This window comes from Pontibacter ramchanderi (assembly GCF_002846395.1).
In the GTDB taxonomy this organism is placed as follows: Bacteria; Bacteroidota; Bacteroidia; order Cytophagales; family Hymenobacteraceae; genus Pontibacter; species Pontibacter ramchanderi.
The window spans coordinates 1,557,477-1,576,482 of the sequence record NZ_PJMU01000001.1; the positions used below are offsets into that span (position 1 = coordinate 1,557,477).

A 19,006-nucleotide genomic window follows, 5' to 3' on the forward strand; every position below is an offset into this window, starting at 1 on the left:
CTGTTTTAAATCCTTATTAATAGCTATCACTACCCTTCTACCAGATGCGGCACAAACTGCGACAGGTTGGTGATGATGCCTTTTTCGCGGCGGAAACCGATGGCGGCGCCTTCGCCTGACCAGAATACACCGGCCTGGTACTGGTAGCCCCTGCTGTCTTCGGGTAGTTCGCACCAACGTTGGTATACCTGTTGCTGCTGGTCATACTCCCCCTGCACTTTCGTTACGCGCCCACGGTCTACTACCTCCACGCTCTGCCCTTCGCGGCCAAAGTACGGTTTTTTGATATACTTACCAGAGAGCGGCTCCAGGTCTGTTTCCAGCAAAAGCGGGTGGTAAGGGAAAGCTTTCCAAAGCCAGGCCAGCATGCCTTTGCTCTGAAACAGCAAGGTATAGGCGGGGTTTGCAATCGTGATGGTGCGGGAACGGGAAAGCAGTGTCAGGGTCTGGAGCAGCTCGGGCTCTTCCCAGGCAATTTGTTCCCAGGGCAACAGTTTGAAAAGGAATGGGAAGTGTCGCCACTGATCTGGCTCTACCTGTGCCCATACGCCCTTCTCCTCGCCTTCTGAGGTAAAACTCACTTCCTCGATCGGGCAAAGGTGCGACTCAAATCCGGCTTCGTTGGCGGCTTGCGCTATTACGGAGCAATTGGCTTCGTCCTCGGCGCTCGCCCCGATGTAGGTCACCAGCAAGGCCGGTGCCAGGTCCTCGTTGCGCTCGCGCCATACCTTGAGCTGCTCTACCAAAGCTTCGTACAGACCGGAATATTGCAGCGCGTTGTTTTTGCCGGCCGCGGCCAGACTTGCCCACTGCACTACGGCCGTTTCAGGTATAGAAGTGGCTGTATCGGCGTTAAACTCCAACATCTTGGGACCATCCGGTGTCATGGCCAGGTCGAAACGTCCGTACAAATGCAACTGGCGGTCGTCGTTCCAGGACAGGCGCACGAGTTGCCAAAGGTTCTCAGGTATACCCAGCACTTTCAGGAATGCATCCGGCAGATCAGCGGGTATGGACTGCACCATCATATCATACAGCGAGCTGGCGGCATCAAGCAATTCCTCGGCTTCGTCTTCGGTAATGACCACAGCCTCGCCAGGCACGTAGTTAGCGCAGCCATCCTCTACGCACCACTCCCAGCCCAGCCCGCGCACAGCCTTTTCCACATCACCGGTATGGGGTTTTATCTGAATGCTCGTCTTCTGATTCTCTAACATGAAATGTTTTGACCTAATAGATTGAAACGTGAAAGAAGGTACCGGCACAAGCGTAACAGCTTCTCCCGATACCTTCGAAAACAGGTATGCTGCAGGCTATACCCGAAAGATGCCGTATACCTGGATGCCTATGCCTGCAGGATACAATGATCGCGCCCGTCTTGAGTCGGTTTAGGCTCCCGCACCGCTGCTGCGCCCACGGAAGTAACCGCTCCGGCCGGTGCGTGGCGCCGTTGACTGCTGGCGATAGGTCTGCACGTTCTGGCGCCAGGCAGCGGTGTTGTTCATCACGCCCGGGTTGGCATAGTAAGCAGGCCGCGGAGACATCATGCGCCCAGCCATGTAGCCCATGGCGCTCCACCACAACACGTTACCCAAGCCGAAGCCACCCTGGTTGTACTGCTGCTGGTTATTGGCGAGGTCGCGCATCTGGTTCTCCAGCGCCAGGCCCTGCAGCGTGTCCACGCGGCCGTCGTTATACTTCAGGATAGCCATGCTCTGTCCCGGCGCCGTGGTGCGCTCGTCTGTTATTTTCCATTGGTCAGGAGCCTCCTCTGTCAGCTCCGTCACAACACCGTCGGGCACGGGCACTTCGGTGCCGGCGTTCCATTCGTCGTTTTTCTGTGTGTTGGAGTCGCAGCTGGTCAATCCCATCGTAGCGGCAGCCGCCACAATAAAGGCGTTGCGCTTAAAGTCACCAATGGTTAAATATCGCTTTTTCATAAGACTTTCTCGGTTGCTGTATAAAAGTACTCTTTTTACGGGATTTTCGGAAGTGTGGAGCTTAGGATTGCTGGCTGAGTGACTGTTTGGTTCAAAATCCCCTGCCGTTTCCACTCGGATTGAGAAGTCAGAAAGAGCGCTTCGATATGCCGCTCTTCACAGCCCGGAAATGATATTACGGTTTAACTCAACTTTCTACCTTCCAAAATTTCTGCCTTTCTAGCTTCCTAAACTTGCTTACTCCCACAACGGATAATGCTCCAGGTGCACCTTGCGTTTAAAGAAAATACGGGTGCTCTCCTCGAAAGAGCGGGTAAAGTCAGAAACGTAAAAAGCATGGTCGCGGAGCAGTTGATCCGATACCAGGCCGTTTGCTTCCAAAAAACCCCGGACATGTTTTGCCACAAGCTGGCTGGTGTCGAGCACATCCACTTTGCCCTGGTAGTAGTTCTCGATCTGTTTCTTGATAAGCGGGTAATGCGTACACCCCAGGATCAGGGCCTCTATACCTTGCAGTTCGGGGGCAGACAGGTAAGCGTGGATCACATTCTCAGAAATAGAATCGTTGAAAAAACCCTCTTCGATCATGGCGGCGAGCAGTGGCGTGGCATGCGACTTCAGGGTGATGTCCAGGCCCAGCGCATCCACTTTTTTGAGGTATACATTCGAGTTGACTGTTTGCTTGGTGCCAATCAGTCCGATTGTTTTGCCCGCATAGGTTTTGCCGATGTGCTCTACCACTGGGTCTATCACATTGAGCACGCGGGCCTTGCTGCCCACATACTCCTTAACCAGTTCGTAAGCAGCCGCCGACGCCGAATTACAGGCAATCAAAATGACCTTGCAATGCTGCCGGAGTAGCAAATCGCAAATTTTAACGGCATAGGCCTGAATAGCAGCCGTAGACTTGTCGCCGTAGGGCAGGTGGGCCGTGTCGCCAAAGTATACCAACCGTTCCTGCGGTAGCTCCCTCACAATTGCCTGGGCTACCGTCAATCCGCCTATGCCACTGTCGAAAACCCCGATCGGGTATGTATTTCTCTTGTCTTCCATACGCTGCGAAGTTAGGCTAAAACCAGCAGAATCGGATGTTCACCCACTTTTTAAGATCATTCACTTATTAAGCGGCCTCCGTTGGATTTTTCAATCTTATTATTGAGTTATGAATCAAATCGAAGTACTGATAAGCATCTTTTAAAAATATTATTTTTACAATATATTTTGTCAATAAAATTTAATTGATTACATTTAAGTACCTTACACAAAGGCGATTGCCAGGTATACCTGCATTAGCCGTGAACCACTCCTCGTTGGCTTTATCAACAGAGCAGATAAAGCAGTTTATCCACCCCTAAGCCTAACCCTTATGCCTACCGCTATCTCAGACTCTGCATTCATCATGTCGACCGCTTCACCCATTGTGAAACGCGCCCCCCTGTATGGTAGTTTTATCAGTCGCTTCGTGGCCTTCCTCATCGATACGACCATACTTGTGTTCTGGTATTCGATCATCATCTACTCTATGGCTGATTATTCGCTCCAGTTCAACACTTGGAAGCAGGTAGTGTTTGTGGAGGGTGGCATCAGTTTACTAGAGTTCGAGGCAGTGTTGCAACTCTTCTTCTACAGCCTCTATTTCCCGGTGCTGCACTGGCTTTATTTTACCTTGCTTGAGTCCTCTCCTAAGCAGGCCACGGTGGGCAAGTCTACCCTGGGCTTAAAAGTGACCGACCTGCGTGGCAAGCGCATATCGTTCCTGCGGGCAAACGCGCGCTACTTTGCCCGCCTCATTTCAGCGGTCCCGCTCCTGCTTGGTTTTTTGCTCATTTTGTCCACACGCCGCAAGCAGGCCTTGCACGACTATGTGGCCCGCACATTGGTCATGACAGACCAATAAATTGCACTTTTTTTCTACTATATATTTAACCCCCCCTTTCGCGGAGCGTATACTATACCTTGTGAAACAATAAGAAAGGAGGTAGTGATGCGTTTTATCCCAACCCGATTCCACGGTATATTGGATTACTTATATGGTATTTTATTGATTGCATCGCCTTGGCTGTTTGACTTCGCCGCTGGCGGGGCCGAAACATGGGTACCGGTCGTTATCGGCGCCATAGTGCTGCTGCAAACGGTTTTCACCGACTTTGAAATGGGACTGGTGCGAAAGATCCCGATGCAGACACACCTGCTGCTCGACTTCGGCATTGGCGTTATTTTGGCGCTATCGCCCTGGCTGTTTGGTTTTGCTGATCGTGTGTTCACACCGCACCTGATATTCGGTGTTTTCTCGATGCTGGCAGCGCTCACCACGCACCGCACACCGAGCAGAGCCTACAAAACCAACGTAGCACACGAAGAAACCATGCGCTAAGCCTCACACACCATGCTTTAGGCAACAGGCTGACTTGAATAAGTCAGCCTGTTTTATTTTGCCTGCTCCATAGCGTAGAAATGCCTAAATTTGCTTTATGAATTACCTATCCGCAGAAAATATTTCGAAGAGCTTCGGCGATCGCTGGCTTTTCAAAAACCTGAACTTCGGCATCAGTCAGGGGCAGCGCGTGGCCCTTGTCGGTGTGAATGGCTCCGGCAAAACAACTTTGCTTAATGTGCTGGCTGGCAAACTGCCGCCCGACGGTGGCAGCGTGAGTGTGCGAAAAGAAGTCAGCATCGGATTTCTGGGTCAGAACCCGGAGTTTGATGAAGAGCTCACCGTGCAGCAGACTATTTTTGGCGGACAGGGCGAAGTGCTCGACGTGATCCGTGAGTACGAGGTGGCTATCTCCCACCCGGATACCAGTGCCGATAAAATGCAGCACCTGATGGAGCGCATGGACGAGCTGCAGGCCTGGGATTTTGAGATCAAAGTGAAGCAGATCCTCTCCAAGTTAGGTATACACAACCTGGAACAGCAGATAAAGCACCTCTCCGGCGGGCAGCGCAAGCGGGTGGCCATGGCGCGTGTGCTTATCGAAGAGCCCAGCATGCTCATCCTCGACGAGCCTACCAACCACCTCGACCTGGATACTATTGAGTGGCTCGAAGGCATCCTCTCGACTCAGAACACGACCATCCTGATGGTGACGCACGACCGATACTTCCTGGATAAGGTAGCCAACGAGATAGCCGAACTCGACAACGGCGAACTCTATACCTACAAGGGCAACTACAGCTACTTTGTGGAGAAAAAAGCCTCGCGCGAGGAAATGGCAGCCGCCGAAACCGAAAAGGCCCGCAACCTGATGCGCAAGGAGCTCGACTGGATCAGGCGTCAGCCAAAGGCCCGTGGCACCAAAGCCAAGTATAGAGTAGATGCATTTGAGGAGCTGAAAGAGAAAGCCGCTAAGAAAACGGCAGGTCCTCAGCTGGAGCTATCTGTTAAAACGACACGCCAGGGCGGTAAGATTATTGAAGTGGATCATATCTCAAAGTCTTTTGGGAGCAAAAAGATTGTCGACGACTTCTCTTATGTGTTTAAGAAGAAAGACCGCATCGGCATTGTAGGCCCTAACGGCGCGGGCAAGTCTACTTTCCTGAACATGCTCACCGGCAAGCTACAGCCCGACAGCGGCACCATCGACCCCGGCCAGACCACTGTGTTCGGTTATTACACCCAGGACGAACTGGAGTACAAGGAAGACCAGCGCGTGATCGATATAGTAAAAGAGATTGCCGAAGTAGTGGAGATGGCGAACGGCGAAGTGATCACGGCCAGCCAGTTTTTGCAGCACTTTCAGTTTGCGCCGCCGCAGCAGTATACCTTTGTGAGCAAACTGAGCGGTGGCGAAAAGCGCCGTCTACAGCTGCTGCGCGTGCTCATCAAGAACCCCAACTTCCTCATTCTCGACGAGCCCACTAACGACCTGGACATCATCACGCTGAACATCCTCGAGGACTTTTTGCTCAACTTCGGGGGTTGCCTGCTCATGGTGTCGCACGACCGCTATTTTATGGACCGCCTGGTAGAGCACCTGTTTGTGTTTGAGGGTGAAGGCAAGATCCGCAACTTCCCGGGCAACTACACCGACTACCGCGAGTGGCTGAAAGAGCAGGAAAAAACTGTTCAGGAGACCAAACCAGCCGCTCCTGTAGTGGAGAAGAAACAGGAAAAGGCGGAAGGCAAGCGCAAACCAACCTATCAGGAGAAAAAGGAATTTGAGGAACTGGAGAAGCAGATGCCAAAGCTGGAGGCCCGCAAGTCTGAACTGATAGACACCATGAACGCCGGCACCACCACCGACCACCAACAACTCAATGCCTGGGCCAAAGAACTGGAGCAGCTGAACGAGCAACTGGAGGAGATGGAAATGCGTTGGCTCGAGCTTTCGGAGATCATGTAATTAATATTTGCTATACCTTAAAAACGCCGGAGCAGCTTGCTGTTTCGGCGTTTTTATTTCAGCCCCCTTACCGTGACGTACGCCTTCTCGTTGCGCTCGCCTACCTTTACAATCTCCCGCTCAAACTTACGCGGGTGGTTAATGATGTCGTAAAAACCGTCCAGGTAGCTCAGCGATTGCCGTAGGCCCGATTTACTCAAGGGCTCGCATTGCCTGTACACTGCATAAATCGGGGTGCGGAAGGAGTTGAATATGTTAACGGTTTCCCTGTGTACGTTTTCCGGAAAGCTGTAGGCCCGGTACAGGCGCTGCTTCACCGACGCCAAACCCAGTTCAGGAGGCGGAACCGCGTATGGTGTGCCCACTATACCTGCGTAGTCGAAGTCGAAGGGAACAGGAATGGGTGCAGAGAGAGAGTCAGGGGCCAATAGATCGATGTTGTGGCGGTAGGGCACCGACCAGTCGGTGTTGCCGATCATGTACTGAAAGAGCGCCAGCCGTGCCATGGCTTTCTGATCCAGGTAGTCCATCGCAATGCGTCTTTCTTCAGGTATAAGTTTCATGTTGGTGCGTTTGGCCATGCTCTTGTCATCCTCTATCAGAAAAGCGAAGCGCACCTCCTCCTTCCGCCGACCAACGCTGTCTGCATACGTTACCTGGCACAAACGCACCCGAAAACTCTCCTCGGCCAGCAGGTTGTATACCTTGTACACGAGGTACTCCCGCAGCACATAATCATCGTCGATGCAGTGCGTCACCAGTTTCAGCTTGTTCTGCCCTTCAAAAACGGTGCCCTTGGGCATCTCCTTCCGGATGAGGTTGAGCATGAGCGGAGGAAAGCGACAGACCGTTACGTCGCGCCGGCGATTGCCCCGCACCATCACCCGAAGCGGCACTTGCACGGCCGTGCCTGCGCTGTCCACATACGAGAGCGTGGCTGTGTGGTAATTCCTTTCTTCGCCCCGGTCTTTGAGCAGCCGCTGGTAATTCACGACAAGCGTAAACTTGAGCAGCGAGTCTTCTGAAAACAGGTCTTGGGGTTTAGCTGCCGGGTTATGAAGCTGTGCGGAGGTCGCCGAACGTAGAGTGGCGTATACCTGCGCCATACCTTGCTGCGGCAGGTATAGCAAAGCAGCCAACACTACCAGGTATAGCCCATACCGCCAGTCATTAGATTTTCGGGGAGCTGCCATAGAATGGAAATTAAACGATGCCGCCCGTAGCATATCAAATCAAACGGAACCTATACCTGCCCGTTTGCTCAGGTATAAGCCCTAAGGAACAGGCACAGTGCCTGTGGGTAATCTGCGCAAACTGCGGCGCGTGAACAGCTCTTTCATCAGCACGCCCTCCGACTGCAGAAAAGAAATCCCCATCATCGGGGCTACTGTAGCCGAAATATCCACTAGCGTATACTTGGTCTCTAAAAAGCCGCCCCTCTTAAAATCAGGTCCGAGCGCCAGCAGGCTGATGCGCCGGCAGCCCTCGCAGTCATCTCCGTGGTCTACCCAGCCGCCGTCCACCGTGTCCAGGTGGCGACCGTGGTCCGTGGTGATCAGTAAAGTCGTTTTTTTACGGTAGTGGCTGTTTTTCTGCAGGAAGTCCCAGAGTTGCCGGGCGTAGCGGTCGCCACGGGCGATGCCGCGCAGGTAGTTTTCCCAATTGCCGGCATGGGCGTACCCATCTGGCTCCATCAGGTTGATCAGCATGAGGTTAGGCCGGTGGGTCTGGAGCACTTTGAGCACTTCCACCAGAGTCAGCGAATCGGCTCGGTAACCGCTGCCTGGCCCGCTGACGCCACAGTTGAGCGAGGGCAGCGCCTGTCCTTGCCAGTCAGGGTGCAGCGTGTTGCCCAGTATATCCAACTTGTCTTTGCTCGACACGATCCAGGCGGCGGTGGCAGGCTTGCCCGTCTGCCTGAGCCATACCTGAAAAAAGGAAGGATTGGCCGGGAGCTCCGTTCCGTAGTTGTCGATGGGCTGGTTGATACCTGTCGTGATGGCGGTGTGGCCGGAGTTGGTATAGGTATAGCCCTCGTTCCGGAAGTTGTTGCAGAAGGTGCCCTGCGGCAACAGGTTTTGCGACATATTGGGGATAAGGCCCGGCACAGCGCCCCAGGTTTCGGAGTAGCGCACCCCGTCTATCACCAGGATGATCACGTTTTCGGAGCGCAGGCCGCCCGCACCGCCACCCGCTCCCGTTGCGGCACAGGAATTGAGCAGGGCCGCGACAGCCAGGGCCAGCATTGCCTGCTGCCAACCTTTCATCCACCGCTTCAGATACGCTTTGCCCATACCTAACACAAATAAAAACACCTAAAGTGCTACTATTAGATATACGAATTCTGTCATGATTCAGGCAAAAGGCAGGCGGCTGTCTTGCAAATCAGAAAAACCTGGCAGATTAATTTGCGTTTACTCCTGATAATTGCTTCATTGCGCACATCAAAATAAAAATGCACAGACCAGCAGCCATAGCGACCCTCGCATTGCCTTTGCCACTTGGCACTGAGCTGCTGCATGCCGTTTCCGCTGATTGCTATCGCGCCGCCTATTATTGCTACGGTTATTATTACCGCTGCTCTACCGCGCTCTCTCAGGCAATCAGGCGACTCGTATACCGCACTTAAACAGGAAAAGCCCAACCGGCATACCTTAACTGATACAACTGAAGCAGAGCGAAAGCTCTGCTTTTTTCATTTTACACCTATTCCAAAAATTAAAATCAAACCATATGACAGCCATGAACCTGACACAAAACTACAGCAACTATACTCCCGAGAACCACCAGGTATGGACCCTCCTCTTCGACCGCCAGTTGCACAACCTACCTGGCAAAGCCATACCTGAGTTTTTGGGAGGCCTGGAGAAAGTAGGCTTCAGCCGCGACCGCATACCTGATTTCCGGGAGGTTAACCAAAAATTGAAGCCCCTGACCGGGTTTGAGGTGGTGGCCGCCCCCGGCATCGTGGACGATGCGCTGTTCTTTCAACTCATCGCCAGCAAACGTTTTCCGGCAACCGTGTGGGTGCGCCGCATGGACCAACTCGACTACCTCGAGGAACCCGACATGTTTCATGACGTGTTTGGCCATGTACCGCTGCTCACCATACCTGTGTACTGCGAGTTCCTGGCCAACCTCTCCGAAATGGCCCTCTCGCACCTCAACCGGCCCGACATCATCGACCGCCTCACGCGCATCTACTGGTATACTATTGAGTTCGGTCTTTTTCGCAAGCCAGGCCAGAAGGCGCAGATCTACGGAGCCGGCATTCTTTCGTCTGTGGGCGAGAGCAACCTGTCTGTTTCCGACGAAAGCCTGAAGTTTGACTTTGACGTGAGCCATATTCTCGATACACCTTACATCAAGGAGACATTCCAGAGCCAATACTTCTGCATCCAAAGTTTTGAGCAACTGCTCCAGAGTCTGCCAGCCATAGAGGTCGCGCTTCAGAAGCTGCGCACACAGGGCGCCCTGGCTGCTGCCATTGCTTAGCCCTAAACAACATCCGGCCTGCGGCAGGTACAGATTACCTGCCGCAGGCCGGATGCGCTTGTGCTATACCTGAAAGGCTAGTGCGTAAGTTCGTGGCTGATCATAAAGCCCAGTTTGCGCGGCCTAGACAGCTGAGAGTTTTCGAGCTTCTGCTTGTAAGTAATGCGCTCAATATCGGATACATCCTGCCCCATCAGGTCGTTGTTTACCGCCGCGATCATGGCACTTTCCACGATCAGGCGCAGCATGTCGTCGCTGATCACGTTGCGGGCGATGCGGTCGTAAGGCAGGTCCATCTGCTTCACACCCTCTATCACAAAGTGGTTGTCGATGTTGATGAGCATACGGCCCACAAGGTAACCCGGGTCGTCAAGGCGGTTATACTTAATGGTGTCGGCCATGAAGTTGTAGGCCATGATGTGCCCAAAGAAGCGCCGGCGAAAGTCCTCCTCCACGTAATCGTTGCGCATGATCTCGTAGTCGTCCGGAAAGGTAATGATGTTGGAGTGCATCACGAAAACAAGCAGATCGCCTGAGAACTTGATCTGAAACTCCAGATCGCTGATGGCCTTGTACTCAATGATCACGTCGGCGTTGTGCGTCGTAATGCGGGTGGTCAGCTCGTCTACAATTTCCTGCGAAATTTCCTTCATGCGGGTGAAGGTCTGGTAGGTATTGCGGTAAATAGCTTGCTTGGTGGCCGACTTTTGCTGCAGGCCTTGTATAATATCGTCGAGTCTATCTTTCATATCGCGTTTCGTTCGGGTGCTGTGTTTTTTACTCTAATCCTTTATAAATAGTTATTGAGACGGCTTTTTTGGCCAATCCCACAGAGCCGTTTTTGTTACTCAACATCAGTGCGGTTTAAGCCTCTGGCTTTGTAAGCAGGTCCCATACCTGTGCCTGGTGCTGATCAAAGGCCGGTGGAGGCGTAACGGCATCGGTAGCCATGCCCTCCCCTACAAAAGCCACCTGCCGGATGCCGCTCGGCCCACCGGGCTGTGGCAACAGCATGCGTCTGGCCTGGGCTTGCTCAAAAACCTCCGGCACCGTGTTAACGGCTCCTGCCGGCACATGCAGTTGGTGTAGCTGCTGCAGCAATTCAGGGCGGTTGTGTTGGCTTATCAGCTGCTTCAGCTGCTCGTTTACCGCACTCCGGTGCTGCACTCGCGCGCTGTTGGTGGCATAATCTGGGTTTGCGGCCAGCCCCGCGCTCCCCAGCACCTGGCAGAGGCGCCTGAATTGCCGGTCGTCGCCGATGGCGAGCACCAGCTGCAAACCGTCTTTACAGGTATAAACACTGCCATAGGGCACAATGTTGGGATGCTCGGAGCCCATGCGCTGCGGGCTGTGCCCCGCCACCAGGTAGTTGGTACCCTGGTTAGCCAGCGCCGACACGGCGGCGTCGAACAATGAAACCTGCACCAGGCTTCCTTTTCCGGTTCGTTCGCGCTGCAGCAGTGCCGTCAGGATACCTTCCTTTAATTGGTGCGCTGCCAGTATATCCATCAAAGCAACGGGCATTTTGGTGGCAGGGCCGTCAGGAGAGCCGTTCATATACATAAAACCGCTCTCGGCCTGTATCACGGCATCGTAGCCAGCCCGTTCGTCGTGCGGGCCGTAGCCGGTAATGTGCCCGTAAATCAGTCTGCTGTTTAGTTTGGATAAGGTATGGTAATCGACCAGCAGTTTCTCAGAGTCGCCTGGTTTGTAGCTCGCTATCACAACATCGGCCTGCGCAGCTATTTTGTACACGCGCTCCAGGGCATCTGCCTCCCTCAGGTCAAGCCCAACGGAAAGCTTTCCCCAATTGGCCGCCGAAAAGTAAGCCGATACACCCTCGCTCCCTTTCTCTGCTGCCAGTTTCCAACTGCGGGTCACGTCCCCCCCTGTCGCCTTGTTCTCGAGCTTTATTACGGTGGCACCCAGCTCAGCGAAGAACTGCCCTACGCTTGGCCCAGCCAGCACACTGGCCAGTTCAAGTACCAGCATATTTTTAAAAACAGGATCTGTCATGGTCATCAGGTATCGAGCAGCGCGCAGCATCCGGTTGCAGCGCTTGAAACAAAGCTATCAAAAAGGGTATAAAAAAAGCAGCCCTTCCGAAGAAGAGCTGCCAGTATGTTTTCGCTATGTATAAAATTAGGTCCCGATCAGGAGGGCTGCTAAATCAAAATAAAGATCGCATTGATGATGTTAACGCCCAGTAGAAGATAGAAGTTCGGTGATTCTTGTATAGCTTTTTTCATTTTAATTTTAAATAAATCGGTCTTTTATATGTTTTAAGATGATTGATTATATCACTTTGGGCTTATTTACGCCTCCCTTACTCAAATGTTTCGGCGTTAATATAAAAAAATCTATGTAATTAAAATTTAATATTACTTAAGTACTATATGCAAAGAAAATTTTGTGTGATTCAATTCTATTTTAAAGCATTTAATCTATATAGCGATTTTTTAATGCTTTGAACTTTTTGAATGTCGTTTCAACTTTTTAAATGTATCGTTATATTTTCTGCTGATCGACGATGCAATATTAATATAATTTTCAATATAAATAACATCAACTTTTAAATTTTTCTCAAATAAGGTATAAAAATCGTATCTTTACCACAATAAATGCGGTTTAGAGGCCGCTAGGCCATAAAAATAATTTTAAAGAGATAACTTTGGATTTTCGTTCTTTTAACCTTCACGAAGATGTAATCACCGGAATTGAGTCGATGGGTTACAACACCCCGACCCCGGTACAGCAGCAGGCTATTCCGCTTATATTAGAGCAGAAAGACATTATTGCCTGCGCCCAGACAGGTACAGGTAAGACAGCTGCCTACCTGCTGCCGCTGATCGATCGTATTTCGCATGCTAACTACGACTTTACCAGCACCCTTATTCTGGTTCCGACCCGTGAGCTGGCCAAGCAAATAGATGAACAAGTGGAAGGACTGGGTTATTTTGCCCCGGTTAGCTCTATTGCCATCTATGGCGGCAGCAAAGGCGATGAGTGGGAGCAGCAGAAACGTGCCCTCACCAGCGGAGCCGATATCATCATCGCCACTCCAGGCCGACTGATGTCGCATATGGCGCTGGGCTACGTAAAGCTGGACCAGTTGCAGTACCTGGTGCTCGACGAGGCTGACAAGATGCTCGACATGGGCTTTATGGATGACATCCTGAAGATTGTGCGCGCACTACCAGCCAAGCGCCAAACATTGCTCTTCTCAGCCACCATGCCAAAGAAGATCCGTGATCTGGCTCAGCAGATTCTGCAGCAGCCCGCTGAGATCAACCTGGCCATCTCCAAGCCAGCCGAAGGTATAGACCAGCGCCTGTACCTGACCTACGACAACCAGAAGCTACCCTTGCTGGAGCACCTGATCCGTGAACTGGAGGTGCAGAACATGATCATCTTCACGTCACGCAAATCGAACGTGAACCAGATCGTGCGCTCGTTGCGCAAGATGGGCTTCGAGGCCGAGGGCATCATGTCAGACCTGACGCAGGAAGAACGTGAAAAGGCGCTACAAGGCTTTAAAAACAGGAAATACCAGATATTGGTTGCTACCGACATCCTCTCCCGAGGGATAGACATCGATAGCTTGAGCCATGTGGTGAATTTTGACATGCCGCAGGATGCCGAGGACTACGTGCACCGTGTGGGCCGCACGGCCCGTGCCGCCTCCACAGGTATGGCCATCACGTTTGTGAACGAGAACGACATGTACCGCGTGCATAAAGTGGAGCGCCTGATCGAGCGCGAGCTGCCCAAGTTGCCGTTGCCGGAAGGCTTTGGTGCCGGACCTGTTTTCGACCCGACCCGCCGCGATTTTGGCCGTGGTGGCAAAGGCGGTGGCCGCTCAGGCGGTGCTCGCCCCGGAGGCAGACCAGAAAGCAACGGCCGCAAGGGCGAAAGAGGCGGCAGAGACCGCAACCGTCGTAGAGGTCCGAAACCGGAGGGCACAGCCCAGCACGTTGACGGTAATAACAGACCCATAAAGGCAGCCAATCCGCAACCAAGAGGCGAGCAGGGCACTCCGAAAGCTGAAGGGCAGGAAGGTGGCGCAACGCCGAGCCGTAACAGGAACCGCAACCGAAACCGTAATCGGAAAAAGCCGGGTAACACAAGCCAGCAAAATAGCAACCCACCCGTTCCACAAGACAATCAGTAAACAGAAAGGCCACTCCAGCGGAGTGGCCTTTCTGTTTAACAGGAGTTATACCCACTCCGCCTGCTACTGTACTGCCTGCTCATGCTCAATAGCTATGACCGCTGCTATACCCATTTTGTCTATAGAAAACATGGCTTTGTATAATATTTATAGTTTACTATATATTATTTTATACCTTACTGATCGTTATTGAGTTTTCGCCTCCACATACTTATAACAAACAAAGGTAAAGTACAGGGGCAAGGCAAAATAGCTGTTTTAATTTGGCACACATACCATTCTACTATTATATGAAGCAAACTTTACTGCTGGCACTGCTCTGGTGCCTGATGGGCTCAGCTTTTGCCCAGACGCAGGCGCCTACGGGCACCATCAAAGGCATTGTGGCTGACTCTGCCACGCAGGCTACCCTGGGTTACGTGACAGTAGTGGTGCAGGAGGCTGGGAAGAACCAGGCGATCAAGAGCACGTTCACAAAAGACAACGGCTCATTTGAGCTAACGGGGCTTGAGCTGAAACCCTATCAACTGGTGCTCTCATATGTAGGTTACAAGACCCAGGTGCTGCCACTCCCGGTCTTCACGGGCACTACCCTGGACCTGGGCAAACTACCGCTTGTATCATCGGCAAGGCAATTGAAGGAAGTACAGGTCGTGACAGAGAAATTGCTGGTAGAACAGGACGTTGACAAGCTGACCTACAACGTAGACGCCGACCCCGAAAGCCAGACCATGACGGCCCTGGACATGCTGCGCAAGGTACCGCTGCTGAGCCTGGATGCGGAAGACAACATCAAACTGAACGGCAACAGCAACTACCGCGTGCTCGTGAATGGTAAAACCTCATCACTGTTCGTGCGCAGCCCCAAAGATGTGTTCAGAAGCATGCCGGCCAATACTATCAAGAGCATTGAGGTGATCACCAACCCACCGTCGAAGTACGAAGCAGAAGGCGTGGGCGGCATCATCAACATCATCACACACAAAAAGAACATTGGTGGGTATAACGGCTCGGTAAACGCGCAGGTCTCCAGCCCGAAGGGAAGCAACGTTGGGGGATACCTGACAGCCAAAGCCGGCAAAGCAGGCTTTTCGGGTTACTTTGGCACCGGCTCTTACTACAGCCCTACCAACAGCAACAACCTGTTCAGGGAAGATAAGATCCGCCAAACGACCCTGGAGCAAGTGGGCGAAAGCCGCAACGACAATACCTACCAGTATGCAAGCGGGGAGTTCAGCTATGAAATGGACACACTTAACCTCTTCACAGCGAACTTTAGCATGAACATGAACAATGGCAACAACAGGCTAATCCAGCAGGTCGATCTGTATGATGCCAACCGCAACCTGACGCAGGCCTATACCCGCCTGAACAACGGCGACTTTACCTGGAACAGCTATGACCTGGGGGCAGACTACCAGCGCACTTTCAAGAAAAATAAAGATCAGCTGTTCACGCTCTCCTACCGGCTCAGTAACGCGAAAAACGGAAGCGGCTCAGACTTTATTCTGGACCCACTGCTCAACTTTAACGGCCAGGTAAGCCAGACAGACAACCAAGGCACCTCCAAAGAGCACACCATGCAGGCCGACTATGTGCAGCCCATCAAAAAGCACACGCTTGAGTTCGGTGTGAAAACGATCTTCCGCCTCAACAGCAGCGATTACTTCTACAGCAATCAGAACCGCGAAACGGGCAATTTTGTGATCGACGAGAACCTGAGCAATAACTTCGACTACCGCCAGGATATTTATGCGGCTTATACCTCGCTTAGCCTCAAGAAAGGCAACTGGGGTCTGAAAACGGGAGCCCGACTGGAACAGACCATACTCGATGCAAACTTTAAGTCGTCCGGCACGGTGGCCACCCCAGACTATTTTAACCTGATCCCGAACATCTCACTATCGCGCAAGTTGAAGGGTGCCAGCACGGTGCGCCTGTCTTATACCCAGCGCATCGAACGTCCGAGCCTTTATTACCTCAACCCCTACATAAACCAGATCGACCCGCGCAATATCAGCTTCGGTAACCCAAAGCTGGACGCGGCCACCAACAACGTGTTTAACCTGGCCTACAACACCTTCGTGAAAGGGACCTCCCTAAACGCGAGCATTTTCCACAACTTCACGAACAACTCTATCCAAAGCTATACCACGCTTGGGGCAGATACGGTAGCGCGTACCACCTATGGCAACATTGGCCGAAACCAGACTTATGGCCTGTCCTTGAGCGGCAACACTACCTTATTTAAGAGGCTGAGCATTAACCTGAACTCTACGGCCAACTATATTAAGCTGACCAGCATGATTGAAGGTGAGCCTCAGAACAACGATGGCTTTACGTACAATGTGTTCGGCTACTCGAGCTACCGATTTGATAAAGGCTGGCGTGCCAGCGGCAATATTGGCTATTACTCGTCTCGTGTATTGCTGCAGGGGCGTTCTGCAGGGTATATCTGGAACAGTCTTTCAGTAAGCAAGCAGTTCCTGAAAGACAACAAGGCGACTCTTAGCTTCTCTGTGAACAGCCCGTTCCAGAAGAACCGCCGCTTCCTGAACGAGATCAACGACCCACGCTTTGAACAGCGCCAGGAGAATTTCAATGTGATGCGCCGCTATAGTGTCGGCTTCAACTACCGCTTCGGTAAGCTGAAAGGCGACATTGTGCGAAAGAAACGTGGCATCAAGAACGACGACATGAAAGCCGGCGAACAGCAGGGCGGAACCGGAAACTAAGATTGAGAACAGCAAGGGCCACCTAATATACCTGTTTACCCTTACCAGGAGAGGCGCGCCACCAGAGTGCGACACGAATTGGACCTGCGTGTGTAGGAAATGGGCGAAAAGCATTCATGCCAGCAACTAAACGTATAGCGACTGCATAAAACTGATTATGCTTTGCAAGTCTATCGCCCATTGTCTAAATTTCCTCTGTCAACCTAAATACCTATACCTGAACCATGAGAGCATTATTGCTGATCGACATACAAAACGATTTCCTGCCCGGCGGCGCACTGGCTGTAGCTGAGGGAGATCAGATCATCCCGATCGTAAATACGTTGCAGGAGCAGTTTGAACTGGTGGTGGCTACACAGGACTGGCATCCGTCAGATCACAAAAGCTTTGCCTCCAAACATGAGGGCAAGGAGCCATTTGAGATGACGGAGTTGCTCGGACTTCCGCAAGTGTTGTGGCCCGACCACTGCCTGCAGGGAACAACTGGAGCTGACTTTGACCCAACTCTGGAAACCAAAAAGATAGAGGCGATTTTCAGGAAAGGCACCAACCCGGAGATCGACAGCTACAGTGGCTTTTATGACAACGGCCGCCTGAAGTCTACCGGCCTGGCAGATTACCTGCGCGGTAAGGGCGTCAGGCAGCTGTACCTGGCCGGACTGGCCGCCGACTACTGTGTGTACTACTCCGCCAAAGACGCCCTGGACGAAGGCTTTGAAACGTTTGTGTTGGAGGACGCCATCCGCGCCATCAGCCAGGAGGGTTATGCAACTGCCCGAAGAGATATTCTGGAAAGAGGCGGCAAGATCATCCACAGCAGCGAATTACTGTAGCAAAGCCTAGCCCACGACCTGACCTATACCGAAGAGCAGCACAAACAGCATGGTTGTGATGGCCATTTGCTTCAGGTATGGATCAAGTTCGGCGGAAGTCTGCTTCTGCCATACCTTCAGTCCGTTTACGATCACCAACGGCACTGCCAGCACAAAAAGGAATTGCCAGCCACTGTAGAAGTTGAGAAGCACATAAGTCACAGCGCTTGCCACACCCGCCGTCAGGAGAAAAAGGTGGTAGAGACGGGCACGCTTTGGCCCTAGTCGCACAGGTATGGAACGCTTGCCCGCCAGCACATCGGAGTTGATGTCGCGGATGTTGTTCACATTGAGCACCGCCATCGAGAAGAAGCCGCAGACCATGGCCGGCAGCATAACCAAGGGCTCCAGTGTTTGCGCCTGCAGAAAGAAGGTACCCAGCACACCCACCAAGCCAAAGAACACGAATACGAAAATATCGCCCAACCCGGCATAACCATATGGGTTGGAGCCGGCGGTATAGTTAATGGCCGCCCAAATAGAGGCCAGCCCCAGCGCCAGGAAGATCAGGAACAGGTATATTCCCTCCGCTCCAAAGGCCACCCACAGCAGCAGCAAACCCGACACCAGCGACAGCAGGCTGAACACGGCCATCCCCTTTTTCATGTGCTCGGCTTTGATAATACCAGCCTGCACCGCCCGCTTCGGGCCCTCGCGGTGCTCGCTGTCGGCACCATGTATGGAGTCGCCGTAGTCGTTGGCCAGGTTGGAGAGTATCTGCAGAAACAGTGTCGTGAGTACGCAGAGGATAACGATCGTAGCATCAAAGGCTCTGTAGGCTGCGGCCATAAAACCGCCCATACCAATGCAGGAAAAGGCCAGCGGTAGGGTGCGCGGCCTAAAAGCGGAAATCCAGGCCTTCACCAGGCCTGGATTCTGCGGGATGTGTTGTGTCGTGTTCAAGGTATAACTTATAAAAGCAGGTATAGCCAGGCAGCGTATACCTGTCGCATTACTTTTGAATCGCCGTCAGGATCTCCTCTCCCATCGGCTTCACTTTAGAGGGATAGAAAGCGATCACCTTGCCGTTTTCGTCAATCAGGTACTTGCTGAAGTTCCAGGTCGGCTCCTCATGGTTCGGGCTGTTCTTTTTCAGCCACTGGAACAGCGCATGCTGATCGTCGCCTTTCACCGATACCTTCTCCATCATCTGGAACGTTACGCCGTAGTTCTTCTGGCAAAACTCAGCAATTTGCTCCTTAGAGCCTGGCTCCTGTCCGCCAAAGTTGTTGGCCGGGAAGCCCAGCACCACTACCTTATCGCCGTGCGTTTCGTGCAGTTTCTGCAGGTCGGCGTACTGTGGGGTATAGCCACATTCCGAAGCCGTGTTCACCACCAGCACCTTCTTGCCTTTAAACTTCGAGAAGTCGATCTCTTTACCCTCCAGACTTTCGATTTTGAAAGCATGGAAACCATTGGCCTGTGCCGCCTGGGTTTGTTCTGTTGCCAT

17 protein-coding genes are annotated in these 19,006 nt (G+C 52.5%); 8 read left to right on the plus strand and 9 right to left on the minus strand.

The window, feature by feature from the left end; translation table 11 throughout:
• Positions 1–29: 29 nt before the first annotated feature.
• Positions 30–1,217 (minus strand): glutathionylspermidine synthase family protein, encoded by a 1,188-nt coding sequence (locus BD749_RS06575; RefSeq protein ID WP_101443515.1) that lies wholly within the window; start codon positions 1,215–1,217, stop codon positions 30–32.
• A gap of 28 nt (positions 1,218–1,245) precedes the next feature.
• Between BD749_RS06575 and BD749_RS19345 the strand changes: the two genes are divergently transcribed.
• Entirely contained in the window at positions 1,246–1,392 is a 147-nt protein-coding gene (locus BD749_RS19345) for a hypothetical protein (RefSeq protein WP_180336334.1), read from the plus strand.
• Here the strand turns inward: BD749_RS19345 and BD749_RS06580 are convergent.
• The gene (locus BD749_RS06580; protein WP_101443516.1) at positions 1,389–1,940 is read right to left on the minus strand and encodes a hypothetical protein; all 552 of its coding nucleotides are present in this window, start codon (positions 1,938–1,940) and stop codon (positions 1,389–1,391) included. The two genes, BD749_RS19345 and BD749_RS06580, sit on opposite strands and share 4 nt — an antisense overlap.
• Before the next feature lie 237 nt (positions 1,941–2,177).
• Positions 2,178–2,993, minus strand: a complete 816-nt coding sequence (gene murI / locus BD749_RS06585; RefSeq protein ID WP_101443517.1) for a glutamate racemase — start codon at positions 2,991–2,993, stop codon at positions 2,178–2,180.
• 313 nt (positions 2,994–3,306) lie between these two features.
• On the opposite strand from murI, the gene BD749_RS06590 reads away from it, so the two are divergent.
• The 3 genes from BD749_RS06590 to BD749_RS06600 all read left to right on the plus strand — a co-directional run bounded on the left by BD749_RS06590 (position 3,307) and on the right by BD749_RS06600 (position 6,283).
• Entirely contained in the window at positions 3,307–3,837 is a 531-nt protein-coding gene (locus BD749_RS06590; protein ID WP_101443518.1) for an RDD family protein, read from the plus strand.
• Between the two features lie 120 nt (positions 3,838–3,957).
• Positions 3,958–4,314 (plus strand): SPW repeat domain-containing protein, encoded by a 357-nt coding sequence (locus BD749_RS06595; RefSeq protein ID WP_245868821.1) that lies wholly within the window; start codon positions 3,958–3,960, stop codon positions 4,312–4,314.
• 97 nt (positions 4,315–4,411) lie between these two features.
• Positions 4,412–6,283, plus strand: coding sequence for an ABC-F family ATP-binding cassette domain-containing protein (locus BD749_RS06600; protein WP_101443520.1), 1,872 nt, complete (start codon positions 4,412–4,414; stop codon positions 6,281–6,283).
• Between the two features lie 53 nt (positions 6,284–6,336).
• Here BD749_RS06600 and BD749_RS06605 read toward each other — a convergent pair whose 3' ends face one another.
• Positions 6,337–7,476, minus strand: a complete 1,140-nt coding sequence (locus BD749_RS06605; RefSeq protein ID WP_245868822.1) for a hypothetical protein — start codon at positions 7,474–7,476, stop codon at positions 6,337–6,339.
• 81 nt (positions 7,477–7,557) lie between these two features.
• Positions 7,558–8,577 (minus strand): alkaline phosphatase family protein, encoded by a 1,020-nt coding sequence (locus BD749_RS06610; protein ID WP_245868825.1) that lies wholly within the window; start codon positions 8,575–8,577, stop codon positions 7,558–7,560.
• Between the two features lie 439 nt (positions 8,578–9,016).
• On the opposite strand from BD749_RS06610, the gene BD749_RS06615 reads away from it, so the two are divergent.
• Entirely contained in the window at positions 9,017–9,778 is a 762-nt protein-coding gene (locus BD749_RS06615) for a phenylalanine 4-monooxygenase (protein WP_101443521.1), read from the plus strand.
• Positions 9,779–9,855: 77 nt separating this feature from the next.
• Here BD749_RS06615 and BD749_RS06620 read toward each other — a convergent pair whose 3' ends face one another.
• Both BD749_RS06620 and BD749_RS06625 read right to left on the minus strand, forming a co-directional pair.
• Positions 9,856–10,527, minus strand: coding sequence for a hypothetical protein (locus tag BD749_RS06620; RefSeq protein ID WP_101443522.1), 672 nt, complete (start codon positions 10,525–10,527; stop codon positions 9,856–9,858).
• Positions 10,528–10,642: 115 nt separating this feature from the next.
• Positions 10,643–11,770 (minus strand): CaiB/BaiF CoA transferase family protein, encoded by a 1,128-nt coding sequence (locus BD749_RS06625; RefSeq protein WP_245868827.1) that lies wholly within the window; start codon positions 11,768–11,770, stop codon positions 10,643–10,645.
• A gap of 733 nt (positions 11,771–12,503) precedes the next feature.
• Between BD749_RS06625 and BD749_RS06630 the strand changes: the two genes are divergently transcribed.
• The 3 genes from BD749_RS06630 to pncA all read left to right on the plus strand — a co-directional run bounded on the left by BD749_RS06630 (position 12,504) and on the right by pncA (position 17,517).
• Positions 12,504–13,949: a DEAD/DEAH box helicase gene (locus BD749_RS06630; protein WP_101443523.1), complete on the plus strand. Its 1,446-nt coding sequence runs from the start codon at positions 12,504–12,506 to the stop codon at positions 13,947–13,949.
• 290 nt (positions 13,950–14,239) lie between these two features.
• The gene (locus BD749_RS06635) at positions 14,240–16,684 is read left to right on the plus strand and encodes a TonB-dependent receptor domain-containing protein (protein WP_101443524.1); all 2,445 of its coding nucleotides are present in this window, start codon (positions 14,240–14,242) and stop codon (positions 16,682–16,684) included.
• Between the two features lie 224 nt (positions 16,685–16,908).
• Positions 16,909–17,517, plus strand: a complete 609-nt coding sequence (pncA, locus tag BD749_RS06640; protein WP_101443525.1) for a bifunctional nicotinamidase/pyrazinamidase — start codon at positions 16,909–16,911, stop codon at positions 17,515–17,517.
• A gap of 6 nt (positions 17,518–17,523) precedes the next feature.
• Here pncA and BD749_RS06645 read toward each other — a convergent pair whose 3' ends face one another.
• Together BD749_RS06645 and BD749_RS06650 are read right to left on the minus strand one after the other, a co-directional pair.
• The gene (locus BD749_RS06645; RefSeq protein ID WP_101443526.1) at positions 17,524–18,459 is read right to left on the minus strand and encodes a 1,4-dihydroxy-2-naphthoate polyprenyltransferase; all 936 of its coding nucleotides are present in this window, start codon (positions 18,457–18,459) and stop codon (positions 17,524–17,526) included.
• A gap of 49 nt (positions 18,460–18,508) precedes the next feature.
• Positions 18,509–19,006, minus strand: a complete 498-nt coding sequence (locus BD749_RS06650) for a glutathione peroxidase (protein ID WP_245868829.1) — start codon at positions 19,004–19,006, stop codon at positions 18,509–18,511.

Excerpts from the sequence above, each read along its gene's own strand:
- BD749_RS06575 (WP_101443515.1), bottom strand. The coding sequence starts at position 1,217 with ATGTTAGAGAATCAGAAGACGAGCATTCAGATAAAACCCCATACCGGT.
- BD749_RS06580 (WP_101443516.1), bottom strand. The coding sequence starts at position 1,940 with ATGAAAAAGCGATATTTAACCATTGGTGACTTTAAGCGCAACGCCTTT.
- murI (WP_101443517.1), bottom strand. The coding sequence starts at position 2,993 with ATGGAAGACAAGAGAAATACATACCCGATCGGGGTTTTCGACAGTGGC.
- BD749_RS06590 (WP_101443518.1), top strand. The coding sequence starts at position 3,307 with ATGCCTACCGCTATCTCAGACTCTGCATTCATCATGTCGACCGCTTCA.
- BD749_RS06600 (WP_101443520.1), top strand. The coding sequence starts at position 4,412 with ATGAATTACCTATCCGCAGAAAATATTTCGAAGAGCTTCGGCGATCGC.
- BD749_RS06605 (WP_245868822.1), bottom strand. The coding sequence starts at position 7,476 with ATGGCAGCTCCCCGAAAATCTAATGACTGGCGGTATGGGCTATACCTG.
- BD749_RS06610 (WP_245868825.1), bottom strand. The coding sequence starts at position 8,577 with ATGGGCAAAGCGTATCTGAAGCGGTGGATGAAAGGTTGGCAGCAGGCA.
- BD749_RS06615 (WP_101443521.1), top strand. The coding sequence starts at position 9,017 with ATGACAGCCATGAACCTGACACAAAACTACAGCAACTATACTCCCGAG.
- BD749_RS06620 (WP_101443522.1), bottom strand. The coding sequence starts at position 10,527 with ATGAAAGATAGACTCGACGATATTATACAAGGCCTGCAGCAAAAGTCG.
- BD749_RS06625 (WP_245868827.1), bottom strand. The coding sequence starts at position 11,770 with ATGCTGGTACTTGAACTGGCCAGTGTGCTGGCTGGGCCAAGCGTAGGG.
- BD749_RS06630 (WP_101443523.1), top strand. The coding sequence starts at position 12,504 with ATGGGTTACAACACCCCGACCCCGGTACAGCAGCAGGCTATTCCGCTT.
- BD749_RS06635 (WP_101443524.1), top strand. The coding sequence starts at position 14,240 with ATGAAGCAAACTTTACTGCTGGCACTGCTCTGGTGCCTGATGGGCTCA.
- pncA (WP_101443525.1), top strand. The coding sequence starts at position 16,909 with ATGAGAGCATTATTGCTGATCGACATACAAAACGATTTCCTGCCCGGC.
- BD749_RS06650 (WP_245868829.1), bottom strand. The coding sequence starts at position 19,006 with ATGGCAACAGAACAAACCCAGGCGGCACAGGCCAATGGTTTCCATGCT.